The organism is Klebsiella sp. 28 (genome assembly GCF_018223905.1).
Taxonomy (GTDB): domain Bacteria; phylum Pseudomonadota; class Gammaproteobacteria; order Enterobacterales; family Enterobacteriaceae; genus Klebsiella; species Klebsiella pneumoniae.
Window position 1 is genome coordinate 31,423 of the sequence record NZ_JAGRQY010000035.1, and the last position, 25,764, is coordinate 57,186.

General features: G+C 56.7%; 26 protein-coding genes and 1 tRNA gene. 9 read left to right on the forward strand and 18 right to left on the reverse strand.

The features are described 5' to 3' along the window. Positions 1-1,056, reverse strand: coding sequence for a DNA polymerase IV (gene dinB, locus KHQ28_RS06905; protein ID WP_002889726.1), 1,056 nt, complete (start codon positions 1,054-1,056; stop codon positions 1-3). A 159-nt stretch (positions 1,057-1,215) separates the two neighbouring features. Here dinB and KHQ28_RS06910 point away from each other — a divergent pair, with 159 nt between their 5' ends. Continuing rightward, a complete protein-coding gene (locus tag KHQ28_RS06910; RefSeq protein WP_032419377.1) occupies positions 1,216-2,076 on the forward strand; it encodes a glycerophosphodiester phosphodiesterase family protein in 861 nt (286 codons plus the stop codon). 312 nt (positions 2,077-2,388) lie between these two features. Here KHQ28_RS06910 and nqrM read toward each other — a convergent pair whose 3' ends face one another. From nqrM to KHQ28_RS06945, 7 genes are read right to left on the reverse strand one after another with little or no spacing between them, the layout of a single operon-like run. Continuing rightward, positions 2,389-2,604, reverse strand: coding sequence for a (Na+)-NQR maturation NqrM (gene nqrM / locus KHQ28_RS06915; protein ID WP_002889722.1), 216 nt, complete (start codon positions 2,602-2,604; stop codon positions 2,389-2,391). Positions 2,605-2,606: 2 nt separating this feature from the next. Beyond that, positions 2,607-3,830 carry an NADH:ubiquinone reductase (Na(+)-transporting) subunit F gene (nqrF, locus tag KHQ28_RS06920; protein WP_002889720.1) on the reverse strand — a complete coding sequence of 408 codons (1,224 nt, stop codon included), beginning with the start codon at positions 3,828-3,830 and terminating at the stop codon, positions 2,607-2,609. Positions 3,831-3,842: 12 nt separating this feature from the next. Beyond that, on the reverse strand, positions 3,843-4,439 hold the full coding sequence (gene nqrE / locus KHQ28_RS06925; RefSeq protein WP_004177335.1) for an NADH:ubiquinone reductase (Na(+)-transporting) subunit E: 597 nt from the start codon (positions 4,437-4,439) through the stop codon (positions 3,843-3,845). Between the two features lie 6 nt (positions 4,440-4,445). Further along, the gene (locus KHQ28_RS06930) at positions 4,446-5,084 is read right to left on the reverse strand and encodes an NADH:ubiquinone reductase (Na(+)-transporting) subunit D (RefSeq protein ID WP_002889716.1); all 639 of its coding nucleotides are present in this window, start codon (positions 5,082-5,084) and stop codon (positions 4,446-4,448) included. Next, entirely contained in the window at positions 5,077-5,871 is a 795-nt protein-coding gene (locus tag KHQ28_RS06935) for a Na(+)-translocating NADH-quinone reductase subunit C (protein WP_004177336.1), read from the reverse strand. The genes KHQ28_RS06930 and KHQ28_RS06935 overlap by 8 nt, the downstream gene beginning before the upstream one ends. Beyond that, positions 5,864-7,102 (reverse strand): NADH:ubiquinone reductase (Na(+)-transporting) subunit B, encoded by a 1,239-nt coding sequence (locus KHQ28_RS06940; RefSeq protein ID WP_004147186.1) that lies wholly within the window; start codon positions 7,100-7,102, stop codon positions 5,864-5,866. The genes KHQ28_RS06935 and KHQ28_RS06940 overlap by 8 nt, the downstream gene beginning before the upstream one ends. Before the next feature lie 3 nt (positions 7,103-7,105). Next, positions 7,106-8,449, reverse strand: a complete 1,344-nt coding sequence (locus KHQ28_RS06945; RefSeq protein WP_002889702.1) for a Na(+)-translocating NADH-quinone reductase subunit A — start codon at positions 8,447-8,449, stop codon at positions 7,106-7,108. Positions 8,450-8,860: 411 nt separating this feature from the next. Between KHQ28_RS06945 and dpaA the strand changes: the two genes are divergently transcribed. After that, positions 8,861-9,601 carry a peptidoglycan meso-diaminopimelic acid protein amidase gene (dpaA, locus tag KHQ28_RS06950; RefSeq protein ID WP_002889699.1) on the forward strand — a complete coding sequence of 247 codons (741 nt, stop codon included), beginning with the start codon at positions 8,861-8,863 and terminating at the stop codon, positions 9,599-9,601. Here dpaA and KHQ28_RS06955 read toward each other — a convergent pair. Both KHQ28_RS06955 and lpcA read right to left on the reverse strand, forming a co-directional pair. Next, positions 9,572-10,339 carry a class II glutamine amidotransferase gene (locus KHQ28_RS06955; RefSeq protein ID WP_002889696.1) on the reverse strand — a complete coding sequence of 256 codons (768 nt, stop codon included), beginning with the start codon at positions 10,337-10,339 and terminating at the stop codon, positions 9,572-9,574. The two genes, dpaA and KHQ28_RS06955, sit on opposite strands and share 30 nt — an antisense overlap. Positions 10,340-10,413: 74 nt before the next feature. Beyond that, on the reverse strand, positions 10,414-10,995 hold the full coding sequence (gene lpcA, locus KHQ28_RS06960) for a D-sedoheptulose 7-phosphate isomerase (RefSeq protein WP_004145825.1): 582 nt from the start codon (positions 10,993-10,995) through the stop codon (positions 10,414-10,416). Between the two features lie 239 nt (positions 10,996-11,234). Here lpcA and fadE point away from each other — a divergent pair, with 239 nt between their 5' ends. Further along, positions 11,235-13,679, forward strand: a complete 2,445-nt coding sequence (fadE, locus tag KHQ28_RS06965) for an acyl-CoA dehydrogenase FadE (RefSeq protein WP_211777577.1) — start codon at positions 11,235-11,237, stop codon at positions 13,677-13,679. A gap of 178 nt (positions 13,680-13,857) precedes the next feature. Continuing rightward, positions 13,858-14,628 (forward strand): amidohydrolase, encoded by a 771-nt coding sequence (locus KHQ28_RS06970; protein ID WP_002889689.1) that lies wholly within the window; start codon positions 13,858-13,860, stop codon positions 14,626-14,628. A gap of 30 nt (positions 14,629-14,658) precedes the next feature. On the opposite strand, the gene eamB is transcribed toward KHQ28_RS06970, so the two are convergent. Further along, positions 14,659-15,249 (reverse strand): cysteine/O-acetylserine transporter, encoded by a 591-nt coding sequence (gene eamB / locus KHQ28_RS06975; RefSeq protein WP_004178672.1) that lies wholly within the window; start codon positions 15,247-15,249, stop codon positions 14,659-14,661. A 103-nt stretch (positions 15,250-15,352) separates the two neighbouring features. Between eamB and KHQ28_RS06980 the strand changes: the two genes are divergently transcribed. Next, on the forward strand, positions 15,353-16,234 hold the full coding sequence (locus KHQ28_RS06980; protein WP_004145830.1) for a LysR family transcriptional regulator: 882 nt from the start codon (positions 15,353-15,355) through the stop codon (positions 16,232-16,234). 59 nt (positions 16,235-16,293) lie between these two features. Here KHQ28_RS06980 and KHQ28_RS06985 read toward each other — a convergent pair. Then, positions 16,294-16,370: transfer RNA gene (locus KHQ28_RS06985), tRNA-Asp, on the reverse strand. 133 nt (positions 16,371-16,503) lie between these two features. After that, complete coding sequence (dnaQ, locus tag KHQ28_RS06990) at positions 16,504-17,235, reverse strand: DNA polymerase III subunit epsilon (RefSeq protein ID WP_004152034.1); 732 nt, start codon at positions 17,233-17,235, stop codon at positions 16,504-16,506. 64 nt (positions 17,236-17,299) lie between these two features. On the opposite strand from dnaQ, the gene rnhA reads away from it, so the two are divergent. After that, positions 17,300-17,767: a ribonuclease HI gene (gene rnhA, locus KHQ28_RS06995; RefSeq protein ID WP_002889686.1), complete on the forward strand. Its 468-nt coding sequence runs from the start codon at positions 17,300-17,302 to the stop codon at positions 17,765-17,767. Here rnhA and KHQ28_RS07000 read toward each other — a convergent pair. Beyond that, a complete protein-coding gene (locus KHQ28_RS07000; protein ID WP_032419379.1) occupies positions 17,764-18,486 on the reverse strand; it encodes a class I SAM-dependent methyltransferase in 723 nt (240 codons plus the stop codon). The genes rnhA and KHQ28_RS07000 overlap by 4 nt on opposite strands. A 32-nt stretch (positions 18,487-18,518) precedes the next feature. Between KHQ28_RS07000 and gloB the strand changes: the two genes are divergently transcribed. After that, the gene (gloB, locus tag KHQ28_RS07005; protein WP_032419380.1) at positions 18,519-19,274 is read left to right on the forward strand and encodes a hydroxyacylglutathione hydrolase; all 756 of its coding nucleotides are present in this window, start codon (positions 18,519-18,521) and stop codon (positions 19,272-19,274) included. A gap of 71 nt (positions 19,275-19,345) precedes the next feature. Beyond that, positions 19,346-20,713 carry a murein transglycosylase D gene (mltD, locus tag KHQ28_RS07010; protein WP_002889632.1) on the forward strand — a complete coding sequence of 456 codons (1,368 nt, stop codon included), beginning with the start codon at positions 19,346-19,348 and terminating at the stop codon, positions 20,711-20,713. Positions 20,714-20,770: 57 nt separating this feature from the next. Here the strand turns inward: mltD and KHQ28_RS07015 are convergent, their stop codons facing one another. From KHQ28_RS07015 to KHQ28_RS07025, 3 genes are all read right to left on the reverse strand, one after another. Further along, positions 20,771-21,541: a class I SAM-dependent methyltransferase gene (locus tag KHQ28_RS07015; RefSeq protein WP_002889630.1), complete on the reverse strand. Its 771-nt coding sequence runs from the start codon at positions 21,539-21,541 to the stop codon at positions 20,771-20,773. Positions 21,542-21,632: 91 nt separating this feature from the next. After that, positions 21,633-22,430 (reverse strand): endonuclease/exonuclease/phosphatase family protein, encoded by a 798-nt coding sequence (locus tag KHQ28_RS07020; RefSeq protein WP_002889629.1) that lies wholly within the window; start codon positions 22,428-22,430, stop codon positions 21,633-21,635. Between the two features lie 102 nt (positions 22,431-22,532). Beyond that, the gene (locus tag KHQ28_RS07025; RefSeq protein WP_012737432.1) at positions 22,533-23,723 is read right to left on the reverse strand and encodes an MFS transporter; all 1,191 of its coding nucleotides are present in this window, start codon (positions 23,721-23,723) and stop codon (positions 22,533-22,535) included. Positions 23,724-23,827: 104 nt separating this feature from the next. Between KHQ28_RS07025 and yafC the strand changes: the two genes are divergently transcribed. Further along, positions 23,828-24,733 carry a DNA-binding transcriptional regulator YafC gene (gene yafC / locus KHQ28_RS07030; RefSeq protein ID WP_002889616.1) on the forward strand — a complete coding sequence of 302 codons (906 nt, stop codon included), beginning with the start codon at positions 23,828-23,830 and terminating at the stop codon, positions 24,731-24,733. 45 nt (positions 24,734-24,778) lie between these two features. Here the strand turns inward: yafC and dkgB are convergent, their stop codons facing one another. Beyond that, positions 24,779-25,582, reverse strand: a complete 804-nt coding sequence (dkgB, locus tag KHQ28_RS07035) for a 2,5-didehydrogluconate reductase DkgB (protein ID WP_020804775.1) — start codon at positions 25,580-25,582, stop codon at positions 24,779-24,781. Positions 25,583-25,764 lie beyond the last annotated feature (182 nt).

The window sequence follows — 25,764 nt, forward strand, 5'->3', positions numbered from 1 at the left end:
CTAAATCCCTAATAAAAGCTGCCTTTCCAGCTGCGGATCGAGCAACGTCACGTGGAGCCCAACCAGGCGCACGCCCCGTCCGCCGCGGCGCTCATCCCAGGCTTTGTGCGCGGTGGCGATCAGATCCTCTTTGTTCAGCCGCGGCCAGACGTGCTCCTGGGTGGTCAGCTGGAAATCATTGAATTTCAGTTTAATGCCCTGACGGGCGATCAGCAGGTCAGGTTTGACCTTCGCCAGTCGCCTCTCCAGCTCGGGATAGAGGTTTTCGATAATCGCTTCGCACTCCGGCCATTCATGGATATCTTCCGCTAAGGTGCGCTCCACGCCCACCGATTTACGCTGCCGATCGTTATGAATTTCCCGCTCATCAATCCCGTGGCTGCGCTCCCACAGAATACGCCCGAATTTACCGAAGCGCTTAAGCAGCATGGCCAGATCGCTGTTTTGCACATCGCCACAGGTTCGCAGGCCCATATTTTCCAGCTTCGCTGCCGATACCTTCCCGACGCCGGGTATTTTCGCCAGCGGCAGCGCCCGCACAAACTCTGCCACCTGATGGGGGGCGATAACGAACTGGCCGTTGGGTTTATTCATATCTGAAGCGATTTTAGCGAGAAACTTCACCGGCGCCACCCCCGCCGAGGCGGTGAGGCGCAGCTCCCGTTCGATGGTCTGGCGGATCTCCTGGGCTATCAGGGTGGCTGACCCGTGACAATGCTCGCTGTCGCTGACGTCAAGATAGGCTTCATCCAGCGACAGCGGCTCAATGCGCGAGGTATAGCGGGAGAAAATTTCGCGGATATGGTTCGAGGCTTCTTTGTAGGCATCGAAGCGGCCGGGAAGCAGCGTGAGATGCGGGCACAGCTTGAGCGCCGTCGCCGTCGGCATGGCGCTGCGCACGCCAAACTTACGCGCAGGATAGTTCGCGGTACTAATCACGCCACGTTGTACCCGACTGCCGCCTATCGCGAGGGGAATATCGCGCAACGCTGGGTTGTCGCGCATCTCCACCGCCGCAAAGAAACAGTCCATATCGACATGGATAATTTTACGCATCGTCAGACTCAACACTGTATACCCATACAGCATAGCAAAATCAGATGCGAATTTTATGCTTTTTTTATTTCATCGGCTAAAAAAGCGGTTAAAACATAAAACTGCAATAAATTATGTTTATTTTCATTGATTTAAAAGATAAATCAGGAAGATGTAATCATGAAGAAAATACTTACCGCGCTTTGCCTGCTGGCCACCGCCGGCGCCTGGGCCGCTCCACAGCTGATAGCCCACCGCGGCGGCACCGGCGATGCGCCGGAAAATACCCTGCCGGCCATTAAGCTGGCGCTGGACAATAACGCTGAAGCCATCTGGGTCACGGTGCAGTTAAGCCGTGACGGCGTACCGGTGCTCTACCGGTCAAGCGATCTTTCCGCATTGACCAATAGCGAGGGCAAAGTTTCCAGTTTGACCGCCGCCGAGCTGGCGAAAGTCGACGCCGGCTGGAAATGGGGGGATGACAGCCACCCGTGGCGTGGTAAGCAGGCCACCATTCCGACCTTGCAAAGCGTTTTACAGCAATGGCCGCACACTTTTTTCTATATCGATATCAAATCTCCGGATGCCGATCCGACTGTGATGGGCCAGCGCCTGCTTGAAGTGTTAAAAACCACCGATAGCCTCGATCGCGTGCGGGTCTATTCCACCGAAGACCGCTATATCGCCGCCCTGCCGCCAGCCATCCCTCGCTTTGTCACTCGCAGTGAAACCCGCACCAGGCTTGCCAATATTTCGCTCAGCCATCAGTGCCAGCCAGCGAGTCAACGCGATGGTGAGCAGTGGTATGGCCTGGAGCTGAAGCGCAAAGTCGAGGTGGTGGAGAAATTCACCCTTGGCGAAGGGATCTCCCCGGCGACGCTCACCTGGGATAAAGAGGCAATGGATTGCTTCCGCTCGCAGGATAAAGCGCACATTATCTTCTTCGGCATCAACAGTGCGGAAGACTACCGCACGGCGATAGAACTGGGCGCCGACGGGGTGATGGTGGATTCTCCGGCGCAGGCGAAAAGCTGGCAGTAAGGGAGTCAACGGCTAAAAAGGCCGCGAAAGCGGCCTCACATTGCTGGCATGTTGTTGCCGGGTGGCGGCTGGCGCCTTACCCGGCCTACAAAACCGAAGCAGCTGACCCGGCAAGCGCAGCGCCGCCGGGCACGGAGCCGCTTTATGCCGGGTGGCGGCTGGCGCCTTACCCGGCCTACAAAACTGAAGCAGCAGCCCCGGCCAGCGCAGCGCCGCCGGGCACGGAGCCGCTTTATGCCGGCTGGCGGCTGGCGCCTTACCCGGCCTACAAAACTGAAGCAGCAGGTCCGGCATGCGCAGCGCCGCCGGGCATTACAAAATACGCCGCTGCTGACGCTGCGCCTCGCGGGCGAGGCGCTTTTTACGCGCGTCGCACGGTTCCGGACAATCGCAGACTTTCTCCAGCCCCAGCGCGGAGATCCCACCGCAGCTGCCCTGGATGCTCTTGCGCTTCACCAGGTAGCCCAGCGACATGCCGAGGATCACCAGCGCAAAAATCACAAAGGTCGCGATAAATACCGTCAGCATCGTCAGCCTCCAAAGTCGTCGAGGAGAATATTCTCGTCCTCGACGCCCAGATCTTTGAGCATCTTAATTACCGCGGCGTTCATTACCGGCGGCCCACACATGTAGAACTCGCAGTCTTCCGGCGCCGGGTGATCGCGTAGATAGTTCTCGTACAGAACGTTATGGATAAAGCCGGTATGCCCGGTCCAGTTATCTTCCGGCAGCGGATCGGAGAGCGCGACGTGGAAGGTAAAGTTTGGATTGTCGCGCGCCAGCTGTTCAAACTCCTCATCGTAGAACATTTCGCGCAGCGAACGGGCGCCGTACCAGAAGCTGATTTTGCGAGTGCTGTGCAGGCGCTTGAGCTGGTCGAAAATATGCGAACGCATCGGCGCCATCCCGGCGCCGCCGCCGATAAACACCATCTCGGCGTCGGTTTCTTTAGCAAAGAACTCGCCAAACGGCCCGGAAATCGTCACCTTATCGCCCGGCTTCAGCGACCAGATATAGGATGACATGATCCCCGGCGGCGCATCCGGGACCTTCGGCGGCGGCGTCGCGATGCGCACGTTGAGCATAATGATGCCCTTCTCTTCCGGATAGTTAGCCATTGAGTAGGCGCGCAGGGTCGGCTCTTTCACCTCAGAGACATAGCGAAACAGGTTGAACTTATCCCAGTCTGAACGGTATTCATCGGGAACATCAAAATCTGCATAGGCCACTTTATGCGGCGGGCATTCAATCTGAATATAGCCCCCGGCGCGAAACGGCACCACCTCCCCCTCCGGGATCCGCAGCTTGAGCTCTTTAATGAAAGTGGCTTTGTTATCGTTAGAGATAACTTCACACTCCCATTTTTTGACGCCGAAAATCTCTTCCGGCAGTTCAATCTTCATGTTCTGCTTCACCGCCACCTGACAGGCCAGACGGCAACCGGCTTTGGCATCCCGCTTGGTAATATGCGAAAGCTCGGTCGGCAGGATATCCCCGCCGCCCTCTTTAACAGTTACCCGACACTGGCCGCAGGAGCCGCCGCCGCCGCAGGCGGAGGAGACGAAGATCCCGTTGCTGGACAGCGTGTTCAGCAGTTTGTCACCCGCCGGGGTGCGGATCTGTTTATCCGCTTCGTTATTGATCTCAATAACCACGTCGCCCGCGTTCACCAGCTTTGAGCGCGCTGCCAGGATAAGCCCCGACAGCACCAGCACAATCAGCGTGAACATCACGACGCCAAGAATAATTTCCATACTTATTCGCCCTTATAGCTGCACGCCGGAGAAGGACATAAAGCCCAGCGCCATTAGTCCGGTGGTGATAAAGGTGATCCCTAACCCGCGCAAACCGGCGGGCACGTTGGCGTACTTCATTTTTTCGCGGATCCCCGCCATCGCCACGATCGCCAGCATCCAGCCAATGCCGGAGCCGAAGCCGTAGACGATGGACTCCGGGAAGTTGTAATCGCGCTGCACCATGAACGACACGCCGCCGAAAATCGCACAGTTCACCGCAATCAGCGGCAGGAAGATGCCCAGCGCGTTGTACAGTGCCGGAAAATACTTATCGAGGATCATCTCGAGGATCTGCACCAGCGCGGCGATCACTCCGATAAAGGTGATGAAGTTAAGAAAGCTGAGATCCACCCCCTCAACCAGCGCGCCGTCGCGCAGCACCAGGTTATAGACCAGGTTATTGATTGGCACGGCAAGCCCAAGCACTACCGTCACCGCGACGCCGAGGCCGAAGGCGGTGGAGACCTTTTTCGACACCGCAAGAAAGGTGCACATCCCGAGGAAGAAGGCCAGCGCCATGTTCTCAACGAACACCGCGCGGACAAACAGGCTGATGTAATGAGCCATCACCGATTACTCCTTTTCCTGCTGCTCAGGCTTCCAGCTACGCAGGGCCCAGATCAGCAAACCGATAATGAAGAACGCGCTCGGCGCCAGCAGGAACAGGCCGTTCGGCTGATACCAGCCGCCGTTCTGCACCGTTTCCAGCACCGTGATACCGAACAGCTTGCCGCTACCGATAAGCTCGCGCAGGAAGCCGACGATAATCAGGATCGCGCCATAGCCGAGACCGTTGCCAATACCATCCATAAAGCTCGCCAGCGGCGGCGACTTCATGGCGTAGGCTTCGGCGCGGCCCATCACGATGCAGTTGGTGATGATAAGCCCGACGAATACCGACAGCTGTTTGGAGGTCTCATAGGCGAAAGCCCGCAGCAGCTGATCCACCACGATCACCAGCGAGGCGATGATCGCCATCTGCACGATGATGCGCACGCTATTGGGAATATGGTGGCGGATCATCGAGATAAACATGCTGGAGAACGCCGTCACCAGGGTCACCGCAATGGTCATCACGAAGGCGGTTTCCAGTTTGGTGGTTACCGCCAGTGCGGAGCAGACACCCAGCACCTGCAGGGCGATGGGGTTATTGGCGATGAGCGGCCCCACCAGCACGCGCTTCACCTCTTTCATATCGCTCTGTTCAGCCATTATTCAGCTCTCCCTCACGAACCTTTTTCAGGAACGGACCAAAGCCCAGTTCGCCCATCCAGAAATCAAAGCTATGCTGTACGCCATTGGACGTCAGCGTGGCGCCGGATAAACCGTCAACCGCGTGGAGATCGCCTGCGCGCGCGCCGCCTTTCACCACCTTCAGCGCCGGCATGCCGTTGTCATCCAGCACCTGCTTGCCGACAAACTGCTGGCGCCAGTTCGGGTTTTCCACCTCGCCGCCCAGCCCCGGCGTTTCGCCCTGATCGTAGTAAGTAATGCCTTTTACCGTGCGGCCATCGACGTCCAGCGCCACGAAGGCATACATCATCGACCACAGGCCGTTGCCATAAATGGGCAGCACCACCTGCTCAATCTTCTGCTGCGCGTCGCGCACCAGGTAAATTTCCGCCAGATTACTGCGTCGCTTTATACCAGCCGGATCCTGACTGGCATCCAGGGCCATACTCTGCTGCGGATCCTTCAGCGCCTGAGCCTGATTAAATTTACCCGGGTCTTTCTCCAGCAGTTCGCCGGTGGCCAGATTCACCAGTCGCGGGGTAATGCGCGCCGCGAAGGTGTCCGCTACCGCATCCGCATCCATACCGGGGTGCATCAGCCCTGACACTGCCAGGATATTGCGCTGCTTATCCAACGCCCGCTGCGCCTGCTGGCGGGATTTCAGCCCCACGGCCGAGCCCGCCACCACGATGGAGCAGACCAGACAAAGCACCAGCACCACCAGCAGCGTTTTGCCGATGCTATCGTTACTTTTCTTCTCAGCCACGCGACTTCCTCCGCTTAATATTGGCCTGCACCACCAGATAATCGAACAGCGGTGCGAAGAGGTTGGCGAAGAGGATCGCCAGCATCATCCCTTCCGGATAAGCCGGGTTCACCACGCGGATCAGCACGCACATCACGCCGATCAGCACGCCGTAACTCCATTTCCCTTTATCGGTAAACGAGGCGGATACCGGGTCCGTCGCCATAAACATCATCCCGAAGGCGAAACCGCCGAGCACCAGATGCCAGTACCATGGCATAGCGAACATCGGGTTGGTGTCGGAGCCGATAACGTTAAACAGGGTGGCGGTGGCGATCATGCCGATCATTACCCCGGCGACGATGCGCCAGGACGCGACGCGGCCAAAGAGGATGATCGCCCCGCCGATGAAGATCATCAGCGTTGACACTTCGCCAATTGAGCCGGGAATATTGCCGAGGAAGGCGTCCATCCAGCTCACCGGCACGCCAGTCGCCACGTTCACCAGCGCTTCACCGCCGCCGCTGGCCCACTGGGAGAGCGGCGTGGCGCCGGAGAAACCGTCCGCCGCGGTCCATACGAGATCGCCGGAAATCTGCGCCGGATAGGCGAAGAACAGGAACGCGCGCCCCGCCAGCGCCGGGTTGAGGAAGTTGCGCCCGGTGCCGCCGAAAATCTCTTTGGCGATCACCACGCCGAAGGAGATCCCCAGCGCCGCCTGCCACAGCGGCAGCGTGGGCGGCACAATCAACGCGAAGAGAATAGAGGTAACGAAAAAACCTTCGTTAATCTCATGCTTGCGCACAATCGCGAACAGCACTTCCCAGAAGCCGCCGACGATAAAAACGGTGATATAGATCGGCAGGAAGAAGACCGCGCCCAGGGTCATCATGCTCAGCCAGCCGGCGTCGGCACTGAAGCTCACCCCTAACCACTGGGCGACGCTGTAGTGCCAGTTGTTGGCGATCGCCTGCTGCAGCTGTTCGGCGCCGTATAGCTTGTGCAGCGCCGGAATGGTCTGCAGCCCAACGTTGTACATGCCCCAGAACATCGCCGGGAATACGGCAAACCACACGAGGATCATCATCCGCTTCAGGTCGATGGCGTCGCGCACGTGCGCCGCGCCGCGGGTTACCTGGCCCGGCGTGTAGAAGATGGTCGCCGCCGCCTCATACAGCGGGTAATATTTTTCCAGCTTGCCGCCATGCGTGAAATGCGGCTCAAGTTTCTCAATCAGGTGCTTTAAGCCCATCTCTTATCCTTCCTGCTCAATCCGGGTTAACACGCTGCGCAGCGCCGGGCCATATTCATACTTTCCAGGGCAAACATAGGTGCACAGCGCCAGATCTTCTTCATCCAGCTCCAGACAGCCCAGCGCCTGAGCGCTGTCGGTGTCTCCGGCCAGCAGATCGCGCAGCAGTATGGTCGGCAGGATATCCAGAGGCATCACCCGCTCGTAGTTGCCGATCGGCACCATCGCCCGCTCGCCGCCGTTGGTATCGGTGGAAAAATGAAAGCGCTTGCGCTTGAAGAAATGGCCCAGCGTGGTGCGGGTAATCGAGAATTTCTCTTTGCCCGGCATCACCCAGCCGAAGAGCTCTTTTTCCCGCCCTTCTTTGACCACGCTCACCTGCAGATGGAAGCGCCCCAGGAAGGCGTGAGGGCCATGGGCGCGGGCGCCGCTAAGCACCGAGCCGGAAATGACCCTGTTTTCCCCCTCCTGCAACTCACCTGCCAGCAGATCCTCCAGGCTGGCGCCGAGCGTCGTTTTGACCAGCCGCGGAGATGTTACCTGCGGGCCGCCGAGCGCAATTATCCGTTCGCAGTAGAGCTCCCCGTCGAGGAAAAGCTTACCAATGGCGATCGCGTCCTGATAATTGAGGTGCCAGACCTGCTTATTCAGGCTCACCGGCTCCAGAAAGTGAATATGCGTTCCCGGCAGCCCCGCCGGGTGCGGCCCGCTGAACTGATTAAAACAAACCTGGCCGAGAGGATGACCGCCCAGCTTGCCGCCGCTGGGCTGGCAGACGTGCACTTTCCCGTCGGTCAAGCGCGTGAGCACGGTAAGACCGGCGTCGAAGGCGGCACGTTCGGCCAGAATAATCGGCTGCGGCTCCGCCGCCAGCGGATTGGTGTCCATGGCGTTAACAAAGATAGCGGCGGGCGTGCTCCCCGGGAGCGGCGTTTTGCTGAACGGCCGGGTACGCAGCGCCGTCCATTGGCCCGACGCCAGCAGCTGCTGCTGTACGGTGTCGCGCGGCAGTTCGGCCAGCGCGTCCGCGGCGTAACGGGTAAACGCCACCGCGTCATTGCCCTCGATATCAATCACCACCGACTGCAACACGCGCCGTTCGCCGCGGTGGATCGCGCTGACGATCCCGCTCGCCGGGGCGGTAAAGCAGACGCCAGGGATCTTTTTATCTTCGAACAGGATCTGACCTTTTTTGACCCGATCGCCTTCTTTAACCGCCATCGCGGGGCGCATGCCAACGTACTCTTCGCCGAGTAGCGCGACGCGCTTCACCGCTGGCGCGGGAGAAATCTGCTGTAATGGCATGCCAGCTATGGGCAAATCCAGCCCTTTCGTGATTTTAATCATATCGTTAGCAGGTATCCGTAACCTCAACCCCGACGCAGGTCAGGGCCAGCTTATTGACAGAATGGCAGAGAAGAAAGGGCGAAACGGCGCCAGTAGCGCTCAGGACGGAAGAGAAGCATCCTTTCTTACTCTGATGATGAACCGGCGCAAGTGTAACATTTCGTGAGCGGCGGCTGTAGCGCAAGGGGCGATAAGTGCTTCTAAAATGCGAGCTATTGCGCAAAGTTCTCACTGTGTTTTCGTCGCTGGCAGGGTATAAAGTGAGGCTGATTTGTAAACGCCGCCACGTCGCCCTTGCGAAAAAATGCCGTGATGCTAATGTGAGCGCTCTAAATCCAGAAAACTCTGATTTCGGGTCTCTCTTGCCGTCCTGGCAATGTGGCTATTTTGTTTTATCAAGGAACAAGCAGTATGCGCAAAATCGCATTATTTATTGCGATGCTTCTGTTGCCGTGCGTGTCATTTGCCGGGCTGCTCAGCAGCAACAGCCCGACGACGCCGGTAAGCAAAGAATATAAGCAGCAATTAATGGGTTCACCGGTTTACATTGAGATCTTTAAAGAAGAGCGCATGCTCGACCTTTACGTCAAAATGGGTGAGACCTACCAGCTCCTCGACAGCTACCGGATCTGCAATTACTCCGGTGGCCTCGGTCCGAAACAGCGCCAGGGCGATTTCAAGAGTCCGGAAGGGTTCTATAACGTCACCCGCAGCCAGCTCAAACCCGACAGCCGCTTCTATAAAGCGATTAACATCGGCTTCCCGAACGCCTACGATCGCGCCCATGGTTATGAAGGGAAATACCTGATGATCCACGGCGACTGCGTCTCAGTCGGCTGCTACGCCATGACCGACAGCGGTATCGATGAGATCTTCCAGTTCGTGACCGGCGCTTTAGTCTTCGGCCAGCCAAGCGTGCAGGTGAGTATCTATCCGTTCCGCATGACCAACGCCAACATGGAACGCCACAAATACTCCTACTACGCGGATTTCTGGAAACAGCTCAAGCCTGGCTATGACTATTTCCAGCAGACCCACAAACCGCCGGTCGTATCAGTGACCGACGGCCGCTATGTGGTGAGCAAGCCGCTCAGCCACGAGGTTGTCCAGCCGCAGCTGGCCTCAAACTACACGCTCCCCGAGACAAAATAACGCCCACTCGCCTGGCATGATCTTATGCCAGGTTTCATTGGCCGTCAGCGGCTGCGTGGCGATAACCGTGACCACATCGTTGGGTGTGGTCTCGCGTTGAAAGTCGATCTCCACATCCTGGTCCAGCAGTTTTGCCACGCCGAACGGCGCTCGCCGGGTGATCCAGTGCAGATTGGTCGAGCAGAACGCCATTACGTAGCGCCCGTCCGACAGCAGCATGTTGAACACCCCTTTCTCACGTAGTTCACCCGCGAGGGTGGCGATATACTTGAAAACGCCCAGCATATTGCCCGGCGTGCGCGGATAGCGCTCGGTTAAACGGTGCAGCAGCCAGCAAAACGCTTTTTCACTGTCGGTTTCACCTACCGGATGAAAATTACCGGTTTTCAGCGACTTATAGCCTTTTAGCTGCCCATTGTGCGCATAGGTCCAGTTGCGCCCCCACAGTTCGCGGGTGAAGGGATGGGTGTTCTCCAGGGCCACCCTCCCGCGGTTGGCCTGACGAATATGGGCGACGACGGAACAGGACTTAATGGGGTAATCCTGAACCAGTTTCGCGATCGGCGACTGAAAGCTCGGCTGGGGATCCTTGAATGTGCGACAGCCTTTACCTTCATAGAAGGTAATGCCCCAGCCGTCTTTATGCGGCCCCGTCCCGCCGCCGCGCTGCACCAGCCCGGTAAAGCTAAAACAGATATCGGTTGGCACATTGGCGCTCATCCCGAGCAGTTCGCACATAGATCACCTCACCCTCACAAATCACGACGGCGCCGGAGCGAGGCTACCGTCAACAGTACACACTCACCTGCCTGTTAGCCTTTCGCCATCTCTTTTTCGATCAGCATAATCAGAATGTGGATCACTTTGATATGGATCTCCTGGATGCGGTCGGCGTAGCCAAAGTGCGGCACGCGAATTTCAACATCAGCGCTACCGGCCATTTTACCGCCGTCTTTACCGGTCAGGGTGATCACTTTCATCCCCTGCGCCCGCGCGGCCTCAATGGCCTTAATCACGTTGCCGGAGTTGCCAGACGTGGAGATACCGAGCAGCACATCGCCTGCGCGGCCAACGGATTCAACGTAGCGGGAGAACACATATTCATAGCCAAAATCATTGCTCACGCAGGAGAGGTGGCTGACGTCGGAGATCGCGATGGCCGGGTAACCCGGGCGGTTTTCGCGATAACGTCCGGTCAGCTCTTCCGCAAAATGCATCGCATCGCAATGGGAACCGCCGTTACCGCAGGACAGCACTTTCCCACCCGCCTTAAAGCTATCCGCCAGCAGGACAGCGGCACGCTGGATAGCATGGATATTAGCTTCGTCCTGCAGAAAGTTAGCCAGCGTTTCCGCGGCTTCGTTCAGTTCGTTACGAATAAGATCCTGGTACATGAGGATAATCCTTCAGTATGAGTGGAATAACCCCGGCAGTGTACCGGATAGCCGTCGAAGCGAGAAGCAGCAGGCAGCGTTATCCCTCGCTCTTTTGATTTTATGTGCCGCTTTTGCATACAACAATGTGAGCAAGGTTGTAATTATTTTGTAAACACATTGCTAAATAAAAACGCATGCACTACAACCAATACATCACAAGTGGTCAGACCTCCTACAAGCTCAGGGAGCATTTCTCTATGATGATTTTGAGTATTGTTGCAACCGTCGTTTTACTCGGCGCGCTCTTCTATCACCGGGTCAGCCTGCTGCTCAGCAGCGTGATTTTGCTCGCCTGGACCGCGGCGCTCGGCGCGGCCGGAGTGTGGAATATCTGGCTGCTGCTGCCGCTGGCGATCATACTGTTGCCGTTTAACTTTGCGCCTATGCGTAAATCCATGATTTCCGCACCGGCGTTTCGCACATTCCGCAAGGTGATGCCGCCGATGTCGCGCACGGAAAAAGAAGCCATCGACGCCGGCACCACCTGGTGGGAAGGCGATCTGTTTCGCGGCAATCCTGACTGGCAAAAGTTACATAACTATCCGCAGCCGCGGCTGACCGCCGAAGAGCAAGCTTTCCTCGACGGCCCAGTTGAAGAAGCCTGCCGGATGGCTAACGACTTCGCCATCACCCACGAAATGGCCGATTTGCCGCCGGAGCTGTGGGCCTATCTGAAAGAGCACCGCTTCTTCGCGATGATCATTAAGAAAGAGTATGGCGGACTTGAGTTCTCCGCTTACGCTCAGGCACGAGTACTGCAGAAACTCTCTGGCGTCTCCGGCATCCTGGCGATCACCGTCGGCGTCCCGAACTCGCTGGGTCCGGGCGAACTGCTGCAGCATTACGGTACCGAAGAACAGAAGAATCATTATCTGCCGCGTCTGGCACGCGGCCTGGAAATCCCTTGCTTCGCTCTCACCAGCCCGGAAGCGGGCTCTGACGCCGGCGCCATCCCGGATACCGGCGTGGTGTGCATGGGCGACTGGCAGGGTCAACAGGTGCTGGGGATGCGCCTGACCTGGAACAAACGTTATATCACGCTGGCGCCTATCGCCACCGTGCTGGGGCTGGCTTTCAAACTCTCTGACCCGGATCGTTTGCTGGGCGGAGAAGAAGAGCTGGGTATCACCTGCGCGCTGATCCCCACCTCCACCCCGGGCGTGGAAATCGGCCGTCGCCACTTCCCGCTGAACGTGCCGTTCCAGAACGGTCCAACCCGCGGCAAAGATATCTTCGTGCCTATCGATTACATCATCGGCGGCCCAAGCATGGCCGGTCAGGGCTGGCGCATGCTGGTTGAATGTCTATCGGTCGGCCGCGGTATTACTCTGCCGTCCAACGCCACCGGTGGTCTGAAATCCGTTGCCATGGCGACTGGCGCTTACGCCCATATTCGCCGCCAGTTCAAAATCTCCATCGGCAAAATGGAAGGGATTGAAGAGACGCTGGCGCGTATCGCCGGTAACGCCTATGTGATGGACGCTGCGGCGTCGCTGATCACCTACGGCATCATGCTCGGCGAGAAACCTGCAGTGCTGTCCGCTATCGTGAAATATCACTGCACCCACCGCGGCCAGCGCTCCATTATCGACGCGATGGATATTACCGGCGGGAAAGGCATTATGCTGGGCGAAGGCAACTTCCTCGCCCGGGCCTATCAGGGCGCGCCTATCGCCATCACCGTGGAAGGCGCAAACATTTTGACCCGCAGCATGATGATCTTCGGTCAGGGGGCGATTCGCTGCCATCCGTACGTACTGGAGGAGATGGCCGCCGCGCAGAATAATGACCTGAACGCCTATGACAAGCTGCTGTTCAAACATATCGGCCATGTCGGCAGTAATAAAGTGCGGAGTTTCTGGCTGGGCCTGACCGGCGGGCGCACCAGCAGCGCGCCGACCCGTGACGCCACCCGTCGCTACTATCAGCAAATGAATCGTCTGAGCGCCAACCTGGCACTGCTGTCAGACGTCTCAATGGCGGTGCTCGGCGGCAGCCTCAAGCGACGCGAACGTATCTCCGCCCGTCTGGGGGATGTGTTAAGCCAGCTGTACCTGGCCTCGGCGGTGCTGAAACGCTATGACGATGAAGGACGCAATGAAGCCGATCTGCCGCTGGTTCACTGGGGGGTACAGGACGCGCTGCACCAGGCCGAGCAAGCCATTGACGATCTGTTGGACAATTTCCCGAACCGTCTGGTGGCAGGCGTAATGCGCCTGGTCATCTTCCCGACCGGCCGTCATCATCATGCGCCATCGGATAGGCTGGACCACCAGGTCGCCAAAATTCTGCAGGTGCCCAGCGCCACGCGCTCCCGCATCGGCCGCGGTCAGTATCTGACGCCGAGCGAGCATAACCCGGTAGGCCTGCTGGAAGAGGCCCTGCTGGAAGTGATGGCGGCCGATCCTATCCACCAACGGATCTGCAAAGAGTTGGGTAAAAATCTGCCGTTCACCCGTCTGGATGAGCTGGCCCACAACGCGCTGGCCAAAGGATTAATCAGTCAGGATGAGGCCGCCATTCTTACCCGTGCAGAGCATAGCCGTCTGCGCAGCATTAACGTCGACGACTTTGCGCCAGAGGAGCTGGCGACAAAGCCGGTAAAGCTGCCGGAAAAAGTTCGTAAAGTTGAAGCTGCATAATAAAACCACTACCACATCACACGCCGGGCGGGGAACTTTCCCCGCCTTTTTTTCGCCCTCTCCTCCCCTTTCGTTTCCATCAGTAGCATTTTTTTAACAAAATATTCCGCGGACCGCCGCGCGGCTGATATGGTGTTACAGTTAACCTAACCCCCTCATGAGAATGGAGTTGACCATTGTGCCTGGCCTGAAAATTTCGCTGTTGCAACAACCGCTGGTCTGGATGGACGGCCCTGCCAACCTGCGCCATTTTGATCGCCAACTGGAAGGAATTACCGGGCGCGATGTGATTGTTTTACCAGAGATGTTTACCACCGGCTTTGCCATGGAAGCGGCAAAACAGTCTTTACCCGAGGCCGACGTGGTGGAGTGGATGCATGCCCGGGCTGCGCAATCCCAGGCGCTGATTGCCGGCAGCGCTGCGCTGCAAACTGAACACGGCGCCGTTAACCGCTTCCTGCTGGTCGAGCCTGACGGTACGGTGCACCATTATGATAAACGGCACCTGTTCCGTATGGCCGATGAACATCATCACTATGAGGCCGGAAACCAGCGCGTGGTCTTTGAATGGCGTGGATGGCGGATCCTGCCGCTGGTCTGTTACGACCTGCGCTTTCCGGTATGGTCGCGTAATCAGAACGACTATGATTTGGCGCTGTATGTCGCCAACTGGCCGGCGCCGCGCTCGCTGCACTGGCAGTCGCTGCTGATCGCCCGCGCGATTGAAAACCAGGCCTATGTCGCCGGCTGTAACCGGGTTGGCACTGACGGCAACGGCCATCATTACCGCGGCGATAGTCGGATTATCAATCCCCAGGGGGAGATTATCGCCACCGCCGATCCGCATCAGGCCACTCGTCTTGATGCCGAGCTGTCGCTGAGCGCCCTTCAGGAATATCGTGAAAAATTCCCCGCCTGGCGCGATGCCGATCCTTTCACGATCGGCTAATCACCCTTCGGGAGCCGCTGCGCTCCCTTTTTATTCCACCACGATCCGCACAGCACAGTAGACCAATAACGCTGCCAGCATCCAGTTCAGTTGCCGCCCGTACAGCAAAAACAGGCGCTGAAACAGATGCCCCGCCAGCGCCCAGCACAGATTTCCCAGTGCGCCAATCGCCGCCAGCAGCAGACTCACGCTGATAAGCCAAACAGGCTCGCGAGTAACGGGCAGAACAAAGGTAGAAAGCGCGGTGATGCCATACAGAATAATTTTAACGTTGACGAACTGTAGCCCCAGACTCGCCCAAAAGCCTACCGGTTCTACACTCGGCGTCCCTGTCGCCGGTTTGCTTTTGGCAATCTGCCAGGCCAGCCACAGGATGTACGCCGCGCCAATCCATCCCAATACCAGGGTAAAGCGTGAGTCGAGTTCAACCAGCGAAAAGGTTAAAGCCGCGCAAATCAACATAGTGATAATAAACCCGACGCTCATCCCGGCCAGCACCCGCAGGCTGCGGCGTAGACCATGGGAGGTGACGCTGCTCAGCGCCAGGATATTGTTGGGCCCGGGTGTCAGGGCGGTGATCAAAGTGTAAGTTAAAAAGGCGCTTATCAGGGTAGGTGTCACGGGTTTTCTCCTCTTGTCTGGCAGACACTACCCGAAGCTGATAATTTAAAAAAATGAATATTTTTTCATTCTCGCTTCGATAATATCGATACAAAGAGGAAATATGGATCTGCGACGCTTCATCACCTTCAAAACTGTTGTCGAAGAAGGTTCCTTTCTGCGCGCGGCGCAGAAACTATGCTGCACTCAGTCCACCGTGACTTTTCATATCCAGCAGCTGGAGCAGGAGCTTGCCATCCCGCTGTTTGAGAAAATCGGCCGGCGGATGTGTCTCACCGCCGCCGGTAAGAAGGTCCTGCCGCATGTCTACGACCTGACTAAAGTGATGGCCTCGATACGTCAGGCGGCACGCCAGGACGATGAGCCCGGTGGCGAACTTCGCGTCGCCACTGGCGAAACGCTGCTGGCGTATAAAATGCCGCGGGTGCTGCAGCGTTTTAAGCAACGCGCTCCGAAAGTGCGCCTGTCGCTGCAGTCGCTCAACTGCTACAGCATCCGCGATGCGTTGCTTGCCGACGAGGTCGATTTGGGGGTGTTTTACCGGGTGGGTAACGATGACGCGCTCACGATAATGGAGCTTGGCCAGCAGTCGCTGACGCTGGTCGCATCGGTCGAGCAGGCGCCGGTAGACTTCATGCGCCCGCGCCAGCATATCCCGCTGAGCTTTATCATCAACGAACCCCAGTGCGTGTTCCGGCAGATTTTTGAAAGCACCCTGCGCCAGCGCGAAATTACTCTGGAGAACACCATTGAGCTGTGGAGTATTGAGAGTATCAAGCAGTGCGTGGCGGGAAATCTGGGAGTGAGTTTTCTGCCACGCTTTGCGGTGGAGGACGAGCTCAAGCGCGGGACGCTGGTTGAGCTGCCATTCAGCGAGACGCCGTTGACGATCCATGCGCTCTGCGCCCACCATGCCGGGAAGGCTATCAGTCCGGCGATGCGGGTATTTATGCAGTGCATGCAGGAGGAACAAGAGGCGCGCTGAAATTCGGCGACGAAAACGACGAAAGCCTGAATCATTGCTGATTCAGGCTTTCTGAATAGTGGCGGAACGGACGGGACTCGAACCCGCGACCCCCTGCGTGACAGGCAGGTATTCTAACCGACTGAACTACCGCTCCGCGTTGTTGTTCCGTTGGGAACGAGGCGAATATTACGGATTCCCCTCTACCCCGTCAACGCTTTTTCTACCATTTTGAATCGTTTGCTGCAAAAATCACCCAACCGCCTACTTTTAATTCATTTTAGTGGCTATCAGGCACGCCACAAGCAGCTTCCGCCTTTCTTTTGTACCAGGTCGAGGCGGGATTCATGGTTCGCCAGTTCTTCATCTGAGGCATAAACCACGCGTAACTGACTGCCGGCGCGGACGACGCGCTGAATTCCCATCTCTCCCGCCTGCTGCTGGCTTTCGCCTTCCATAGAGAACGCCATTGAAGTCTGGCCGCCGGTCATCATCAAATAGACATCGGCAAGGATCTGGGCATCGAGCAACGCCCCGTGCAGCGTACGCTTGCTGTTGTCTATTTCGTAACGCGAACATAGCGCATCGAGGCTGTTGCGCTTGCCAGGAAACATTTTCCGCGCCAGCGCCAAACTGTCGGTGATTTTACAAAAGGTCTCGGTTTTTCCGATGCCGCGGTTTAGCTTACTGAATTCATAATCCATAAAGCCGATATCGAACGAGGCGTTATGGATCACCAGCTCCGCGCCGCGGATGTAATCCATAAACTCATCAGCCACGTCGGCAAAGGTAGGTTTATCCAGCAGGAACTCATCGGCGATCCCGTGTACGCCGAATGCTTCAGGATCCACCAGCCGATCGGGCTTCAGATAGACGTGAAAATTGTTACCGGTCAGGCGGCGGTTGATCACCTCCACGGCGCCGATCTCAATGATCTTGTGTCCTTCGTAGTGTGCCCCGATCTGGTTCATACCGGTGGTTTCGGTATCGAGAACAATCTGGCGCGTAATTGCAGTGCTCATAGCGGTCATTTATGTCAGACTTATCGTTTACAAATCGATTTCAATTACAGGAAGTCTACCAGAGATGCTCAAACAGGTAGAAATTTTCACCGACGGCTCTTGCCTGGGTAATCCAGGACCTGGCGGCTACGGCGCCATCATGCGCTACCGCCAGCACGAAAAAACCTTCAGCGCTGGCTACCGTCTGACCACCAATAACCGCATGGAACTGATGGCGGCAATTGTTGCCCTGGAAGCGTTAAAAGAGCATTGCGAAGTGGTGCTCAGCACTGACAGCCAGTATGTTCGTCAGGGGATCACCCAGTGGATCCACAACTGGAAAAAGCGCGGCTGGAAAACGGCAGAGAAAAAGCCGGTGAAAAATGTCGACCTCTGGCAGCGGCTGGACGCCGCGCTTGGCCAGCATAAAATTAAATGGGAATGGGTAAAGGGCCACGCCGGCCATCCTGAAAATGAACGCTGCGACGAACTGGCGCGCGCGGCGGCCTCCCACCCCACACTGGACGATGTCGGCTATCTGCCTGAGAGTTAATTCTGCCCTTTGCGCCACTGCCGGGTGGCGCCCACCGCCGGCCGCAGCTGAGTTTTCGCTTTGCCGGATTTCATCGGATTGAGCGTCAGCGGAATGGTCCGTTTGCGGGCGACAATCAATTGCAAACAGCCCAGCGCCGGCAAATGGGTGCTCAATAATTTGCCGCCATGGCGCGACCAGGGCAAAACCTGGTAACGTCCATAGTGCAGCACTTCAAAGTTGAGCAGCGCCAGCCAGTCCAGCTGGCGCATCAGCGTAAACATACGGCTATTATAAGGCGTACCGTTGCGCAGGACCGGCACCAGCTTACGCAACCCCATCAGGCTGACCGGATTAAACCCGGTCAGGATCATCCAGCCATCATCGATCAGTACACGATCGGCTTCCCGCAGCAGACGATGCGGATCGCTACACCACGGCAGGGTGTGCGCCAGCAGGCAGGCGTCAACGGACTTTTCGGCAAAGGGTAAATGCAGCGGGTCAGCCCGGACCTGCATTGGATTTCCCGCCAGCGAGACATTCACCTGGTGCGAGATGGCGCAAGCTTCGGTATTGATTTCCGCGCTCAGATTGCCAATCTTAAGCAGATGAAAGCCATATAATTTAGCCAGCCACGGTTTCATCTGCTGCTCCAGCGTTTCGCGATAGTATTCGCCCCACGGCATACTGGACCAATGCTCAGGCGCTGTCACTGTGTGAGGTATCCTTGCCGGCTTCATTGCCACCTTCCGCTACGCTTTAGAGGTAATTTATGAATCTTATCAGTATTCCCGCGTTTCAGGACAACTACATCTGGGTTCTCAGTGAGAATAACGGCCGCTGCATCATCGTAGATCCAGGCGAAGCCGCGCCGGTTCTGGCAGCCATCGAGGAAAACCAGTGGCAGCCCGAGGCTATTTTATTGACCCATCATCATCAGGATCACGTCGGCGGCGTAAAACAATTACGTGAAAAATTCCCTTCTATAGTGGTTTACGGGCCGGCGGAAACCCAGGATAAAGGCGTCACTCAGGTGGTAGGCGATGGCGATCGGCTGTCAATTCTCGGGCACGATTTTTCCATTTTCTCTACGCCAGGTCACACATTAGGACATATCTGTTACTACAGCGAACCTTATCTGTTCTGTGGCGATACGATGTTTTCCGGCGGCTGCGGAAGGCTGTTCGAAGGTACAGCAGAGCAGATGTATCAATCATTTATGAAAATTAACGCCCTTCCTGAAGAAACCCTCATATGTTGCGCACATGAATATACGTTAGCGAATATGAAGTTTGCATTGAGTATCCTGCCAGATGATAGGGACATAAACGATTACTATCATAAAGTTAATGAGTTACGTGCAAAAAAACAAAAAACACTACCCGTAACTCTGAAAAATGAGCGGCGTATAAATTTATTTTTACGCGTAAATGATATTGATTTAATTGACAAAATTAACAAAGAAACAAATTTGCAACACTCTATGGCGCGATTTGCATGGTTAAGGTCAAAGAAAGATGACTTCTGATATTTAATTCTTGTCATCGGCCAACTTCGCCGTTATCCTTGGTCGTCTTTTAAGCAACTATTGACACACACATGAAGGCACGAGCGATATTACTCGCCTCTGTCCTGCTGGTGGGGTGCCAGGCGTCTAAGCACGATGGCACCGTCGAACAGCGAGCACAGAGCCTTTCTGCGGCTGGTCAAGGGGAAGCAGGCAAGTTCACAAGTCAAGCGCGCTGGTTAGATGATGGAACCTTCTACGCGCAAGACCAGGATCTGTGGACTTCCATAGGCGACGAGCTAAAGATGGGAATACCGGATAATCCCCGGATTCGCGAACAGAAACAGAAGTACTTAAGAAATAAGAGCTATCTCCACGATGTAACTTTACGGGCAGAGCCGTATATGTACTGGATAGCCGGGCAGGTTAAGAAACGTAACATGCCAATGGAACTGGTATTACTACCCATAGTGGAGAGCGCTTTTGACCCACACGCGACGTCTGGCGCCAATGCCGCAGGCATTTGGCAGATCATTCCGAGCACAGGGCGCAATTATGGTTTAAAACAGACCCGCAGTTACGATGCGCGTCGTGATGTCGTCGCGTCTACTACCGCGGCGCTGGACATGATGCAGCGTCTGAACAAAATGTTCGACGGCGACTGGTTGTTAACGGTCGCAGCCTATAACAGCGGCGAAGGCCGGGTCATGAAGGCAGTAAAAGCGAACCGTTCGCGTGGCAAACCCACCGATTTCTGGTCGCTGTCTCTGCCGCATGAAACGAAAATCTACGTCCCGAAAATGCTGGCATTGAGCGACATTCTCAAAAACAGCAAACGTTACGGCGTAAAGCTGCCTACGGCTGATGAAAGCCGTGCGCTGGCGCGCGTTCGCCTCGACAGTCCGGTTGATATTTCTCAGCTCGCGGACATGGCCGGTATGCCGGTCAGCAAGCTGAAGACGTTCAATGCGGGCGTAAAAGGGTCAACGCTGGGCGCGAGCGGGCCAAAGTACGTCATGGTGCCGCAGAAGCACGCCGCACAGCTGCGTGAATCGCTGGCCTCTGGCGACATTGCCGCCGTGCAGCCGACGCAGCTCGCGGACAATACGCCGCTGACCAGCCGTAGCTATAAGGTGCGTTCCGGCGACACCATTTCCGGGATAGCTTCCCGTCTTGGTGTGACGACCCGCGATCTGCAGCAGTGGAATAACCTGCGCGGCTCTGGATTAAAGGTTGGGCAGAATCTGGTTATTGGCGCAGGCAGCAGCGCCCAGCGTCTGGCGAACAACAGCGATAGCATCACCTATCGCGTTCGTAAAGGCGATTCGCTGTCGAGCATCGCCAAACGTCACGGCGTTAATATTCGTGACGTGATGCGCTGGAACAGCGATACCGACAACCTGCGCCCAGGCGATCAGCTAACGTTGTTTGTGAAAAACAGCGATCGACCAGAGTCCTGATACCTCTGGTTCGACAAAAAGGCACCGACTTCCCCGGTGCCTTTTTTGTTGCCTAAATTAAACCGCTTTATGCGCTTCGAACAGAATGGTATCGCTGGTAAACGATCCGTCCTCCTGTAACTCGAAGTACGCTTTGACCTCCGCCGAAGCGCTCTGCTGATATAAGCGAATCGCCTCCACCAGCGGCTCAGGAGTACGCATCCGCGCCACCCATGAACTGAACTCCAGCGGCAGGCGATCGGTCAACAACTGGTTAACCACCAGCCCCGCTTCAGTCGCCAGCGTCAACCACTCGCCGCTGGAATAATTACGCACATGCGAGGTGTCGCGCAGGGCTTCCACCGTCTGCAGCCAGACATCACGTACCGGATGACCCGGCGACATCACGTCCATCACGATAATCACCCCGCCCGGCTTGAGAACACGTTTCACCTCACGCAGCGCCTGGCCAACGTCATGCCAGTGGTGAGCGGAATAGCGGCTAATCACCACATCAAAGCTGGCATCAGCGAACGGCAGCGTTTCGGCGTACCCCTGCTGGGTCACGATATTGCTAAAACCTTTCTCCTTTGCCGCGGCGGCAACGACCTCCAGCATCTGGCTCGATAAATCATAGGCGGTTACCTCGGCAACCTGTCCCGCCGCGGTAAAGCTGGCGTGCCCTGCCCCGCAGCCCATATCCAGCACTTTCGCCTGAGGAAAATCAGCCAGCCGTTCCGCCAGCCGCTGCAGATCGCGACCAGAGGCGTGTACGGCGCTGGTCAGATAGGCGCTGGCCTGGGAGCCGAACTGCTTTTCGACGTTGTCATGGTGAGAGCGTGTTGTCATGTTGTCTTGTCCTTACGGTTTTTTTTGAGTAATAAAAGGCAGCACCATGCATGCGCAGGCCTGCCCCATGGCAGGCCTGACCAACCTTAAATTAATCAGGCTTGCCGGGACTGAATTCGACTAGTAGCGGGTTGTGGTCGGAGGCGCGGGTCACCAGCACGGAAGCATCGTGCACGCTTAACCCACGGTAGAACACAAAATCGAGGGGACGACCAAACGCGCGGCGGCGCTGATCGTCTGAGAAACGAACTTCGCGTAACGACATCTCACGCGCAAAGCGGTACAGCGCATTCATCCGCGGCCGGCTCCAGGCATTGAAGTCGCCGGCCATGATCACCGGCCCGCTGTGATGGGCGATCTGATCGCCAATTGGCAGCAGCTGTTTGCTGTAGACGTCGACGCCAAGGCTAAAGTTGACGGCATGGATATTGACTACCATCAACAACCGCGCATCCGGCAGCGGATAAACGGTCACTAACGCCGATTTCGGCAATCGCAAAATAGGCTCGCGCTCGCGCAGCGGACAGCAATAGATGGGGTGCGCGGAGGCCAGCGTCATTACGCCGGAAGGATGCTGCGGCAATACCAGCGCCGGCACCTGATCGGCGGCCAGATAGTTTGAAGTCGCGAACCGGACCAGTTCTGGGGTAGTTTGCGCCTCCTGCAACAGGACCAAATGCGCATCTTTGCCGAAATTTTTGAGGACCGACTGCCACTCTGCGCGCTGCTGCTTGAAGATATTCCATACCAGCACGCGGATCTTCTCATCGCTGCTTAATGGCGTACCGGCGGGATAAACCGGACTTACGCCCGCAAACGCCCCCGGAGGCAATATTCTCTCCGCAGGTTGTCCGGCGACATAGCGCATGGCGTAGGTGTTCTTTCGCAATTTGGGCATTAATCCTCGATAACAGAAACCAGCCCGACGACGACTGGTTATTCTGTTATAGGGATTTTCCCATACACTTTCAATGCAAATTGCGAGAAACCCTTAGCCTTCGGGAGAAAGCGCTGCCGAACGGCGTGGCAATTTATCTAAACGTCCGCTCAGGACCACCAACAGCAAAGCGACCAGCACAATCATCGCGCCAATCCACGGCGTCTGCGCCAGACCGTACCGCTCGACCGTCTGTCCGCCGACGATCGACCCCAGCGCGATGCCGACGTTAAAGGCGGCAATATTCAGGCCGGAAGCGATGTCGACAGCCCCCGGGGTATACTGCTCTGCTTTTTGCACCACATAGACCTGCAGACCCGGCACGTTGCCGAAGGCGAAAACGCCCATCACCAGCACTGTCGCCAGCGCGGCATAGTGAACGCTGGCGGTCAGCTGGAAGACCAGCAGCAGTAGCACCAGCGCGGCGAAGATAAACTTCAGCGCGGAGACGGCGCCATGCTTATCGGCCAGTTTGCCGCCCCACACGTTACCTATAGCCACCGAGACACCATAGCCCAGCAGGATCCAGCTCACCGCTGACGGGCTGAAGCCGGCCAGCTCCTGCATCATCGGCGCCAGGAAGGTAAAAGCGGTAAACACGCCGCCGTAGCCCAGCGCGGTAATGGCGTAGATCATCAGCAGGCGCGGATGGGTTAATACTTTCAGCTGATCGCGCAGGCTGGCGCTGGCGCGGCCCGGAATATTATTCGGCACCAGAATCAGACTGCTGATTAGCGCAATCACCCCGAGAATCGATACCGCGAGGAAGGTTTCCCGCCAGCCGAAATGCTGGCCAATAAAGGTGCCAAAGGGAACGCCGGTCACCAGCGCGACCGTCAGGCCACCGAACATAATGGCGATGGCCGAGGCTGCTTTCTCTTTTGCCACCAGGCTGGTGGCGATTGTCGAGCCGATAGAAAAGAACACGCCGTGCGCCAGACCAGTCAGCAGTCGCGCCAGGATCAGCGTTTCATAGCCAGGGGCCTGCCAGGCCAGTATGTTACCCGCCGTAAACAGCACCATCAGCGCCAGCAGCAGCTGTTTACGCGGCATACGCCCGGTCAACGCCGTCAGTACCGGGGCGCCGATCGCCACGCCCAGCGCGTAGATAGAGACCAGCAGTCCCGCCGAAGGCAGGGAGATAGAGAGTTGCTGAGCAATGGTCGGGACCAGGCCGACAATCACAAATTCAGTGGTGCCAATTGCGAAGGCACCGATGGTTAAGGCAAATAGCGCCAGTGGCATAATTTACTCCGTAGCATCAGGATTAAGATGACACGTAGTATGAAGGGTTGTATAAATAACAAAAACTATCAAAGTATCAATAGAATTTTGCTATAGGTGCAATAATGAGAGCCACATCAGAGGAGATCGCCATCTTTGTGGCGGTGGTGGAAAGCGGGAGTTTCAGCCGGGCGGCCGAGCAGCTCGGACAGGCCAACTCCGCCGTCAGCCGGGCGGTCAAAAAGCTGGAATCAAAGCTAGGCGTAAGCCTGCTCAATCGGACCACCCGCCAGCTCAGCCTGACAGAAGAAGGCGAGCGCTATTTTCGCCGGATGCAGGTGGTCTTGCAGGAAATGGCGGCGGCAGAGAACGATCTGCTGGAGACGCGCACGACGCCGCGGGGCCTGCTGCGGGTAGATGCCGCGACGCCGGTGATGCTGCATTTTCTCATGCCGCTGGTGAAGCCATTTCGCGAACGCTACCCGGAAATGACGCTGTCGCTCGTCTCGTCTGAGACGTTTATCAATCTGATTGAACGGAAAGTGGATGTGGCCATTCGGGCCGGGACCTTAACGGATTCCAGCCTGCGCGCCCGACCGCTGTTTACCAGCTATCGTAAGATCGTCGCCTCGCCCGACTATGTCGCGCGCTACGGTATGCCGCAGCATCCATCCGATCTGAAACAGCATCACTGCCTCGGCTTCACCGAGCCGGTATCGCTGAATACCTGGCCGGTCTCCTGTTGCGATGGCCAGCTGTTAGAGATCGAAGCGGCGGTGTCATCCAATAGCGGCGAAACGCTCAAGCAGCTGTGCCTGACCGGCAACGGTATTGCCTGCCTGTCGGATTACATGGTGGATAAAGAGATTGCCAGCGGAGAGTTTGTCGAGCTACTGGCCGATAAGCGCTTACCGGTGGAAATGCCTTTCAGTGCCGTCTATTACAGCGACCGGGCGGTCAGCACTCGCATCAGGGCATTTATTGATTTTCTGAGCGACCACGTAAAACAGCTCCCGAAGGAGCTGTCGTAATACCTTCTCGGGCGGCAGGGCGAACGGCATACCGGTAACGAGTGATTAATCCCACTGCGGCGCCAGACCTTCCGGGCTCACCAGCCGATCGTTGCAATCCAGCGCAGCGATCGCCTGTCGATCTTCATCATCCAACTGCAGATCCAGCGCCTTCAGGTTGCTGGCCAGGTTATCACGCTTCGTCGAGGACGGTATCACCGCGTACCCCTCGCCCATCGCCCATGCCAGGATAACCTGCGCCGGAGTCGCATTATGTTTCGCCGCGATACGGGCAATCACTTCATCTTTCAGCGCCTTACCATAAGCCAGCGTCATGTAAGAGGTGATGTGGATGCCGTGCTCACGTGCCCAGTCGACGACTTTACGGTTTTGCAGATACGGCGAGAGTTCAATCTGGTTGGTCGCAATGTTTTCAGCGCCAACGGCGGCAATCGCGCGCTCCATCAGTGGAATAGTGAAGTTGGAGATACCAATCTGACGGGTCAGACCCAGCTTCTTCGCTTCCATCAGGGCTGCCATAAACTCTTCAACGGCAACCGCATCGTTCGGTGATGGCCAGTGGATGAGCGTCAGGTCAACATAGTCCGTGCGCAGCTTCTGCAGACTTTCTTGCAGGCTGGCGATGAGTTTGTCTTTGCTCAGGTTCTCGATCCAGATTTTGGTAGTGATGAACAGCTCATTACGCGGCACGCCGCTTTCGGCGATAGCCTGACCCACCGCGGCTTCGTTGTCATAGATTTGCGCGGTGTCGATAGCACGATAGCCCAGCTCCAGCGCGGTTTTTACGGATGCGATAACAACATCATCTTTCAGACGGAAGGTGCCAAGACCAAATGCAGGGATTGCCATGATTTTCCTCGTTATTTCTTCATTTCGGTTAACGGATGAAATTATGGCTGATGGTGTGGAGGGGAAAAAGAGCGATTAATGCAGAGGATTTTTGCTGAATTAGCAATAATAGAGAACAGATCAAACAAAAAAGCCCTGAGCAAATGCTCAGGGCTCTTAATAAGTGGCGGAACGGACGGGAC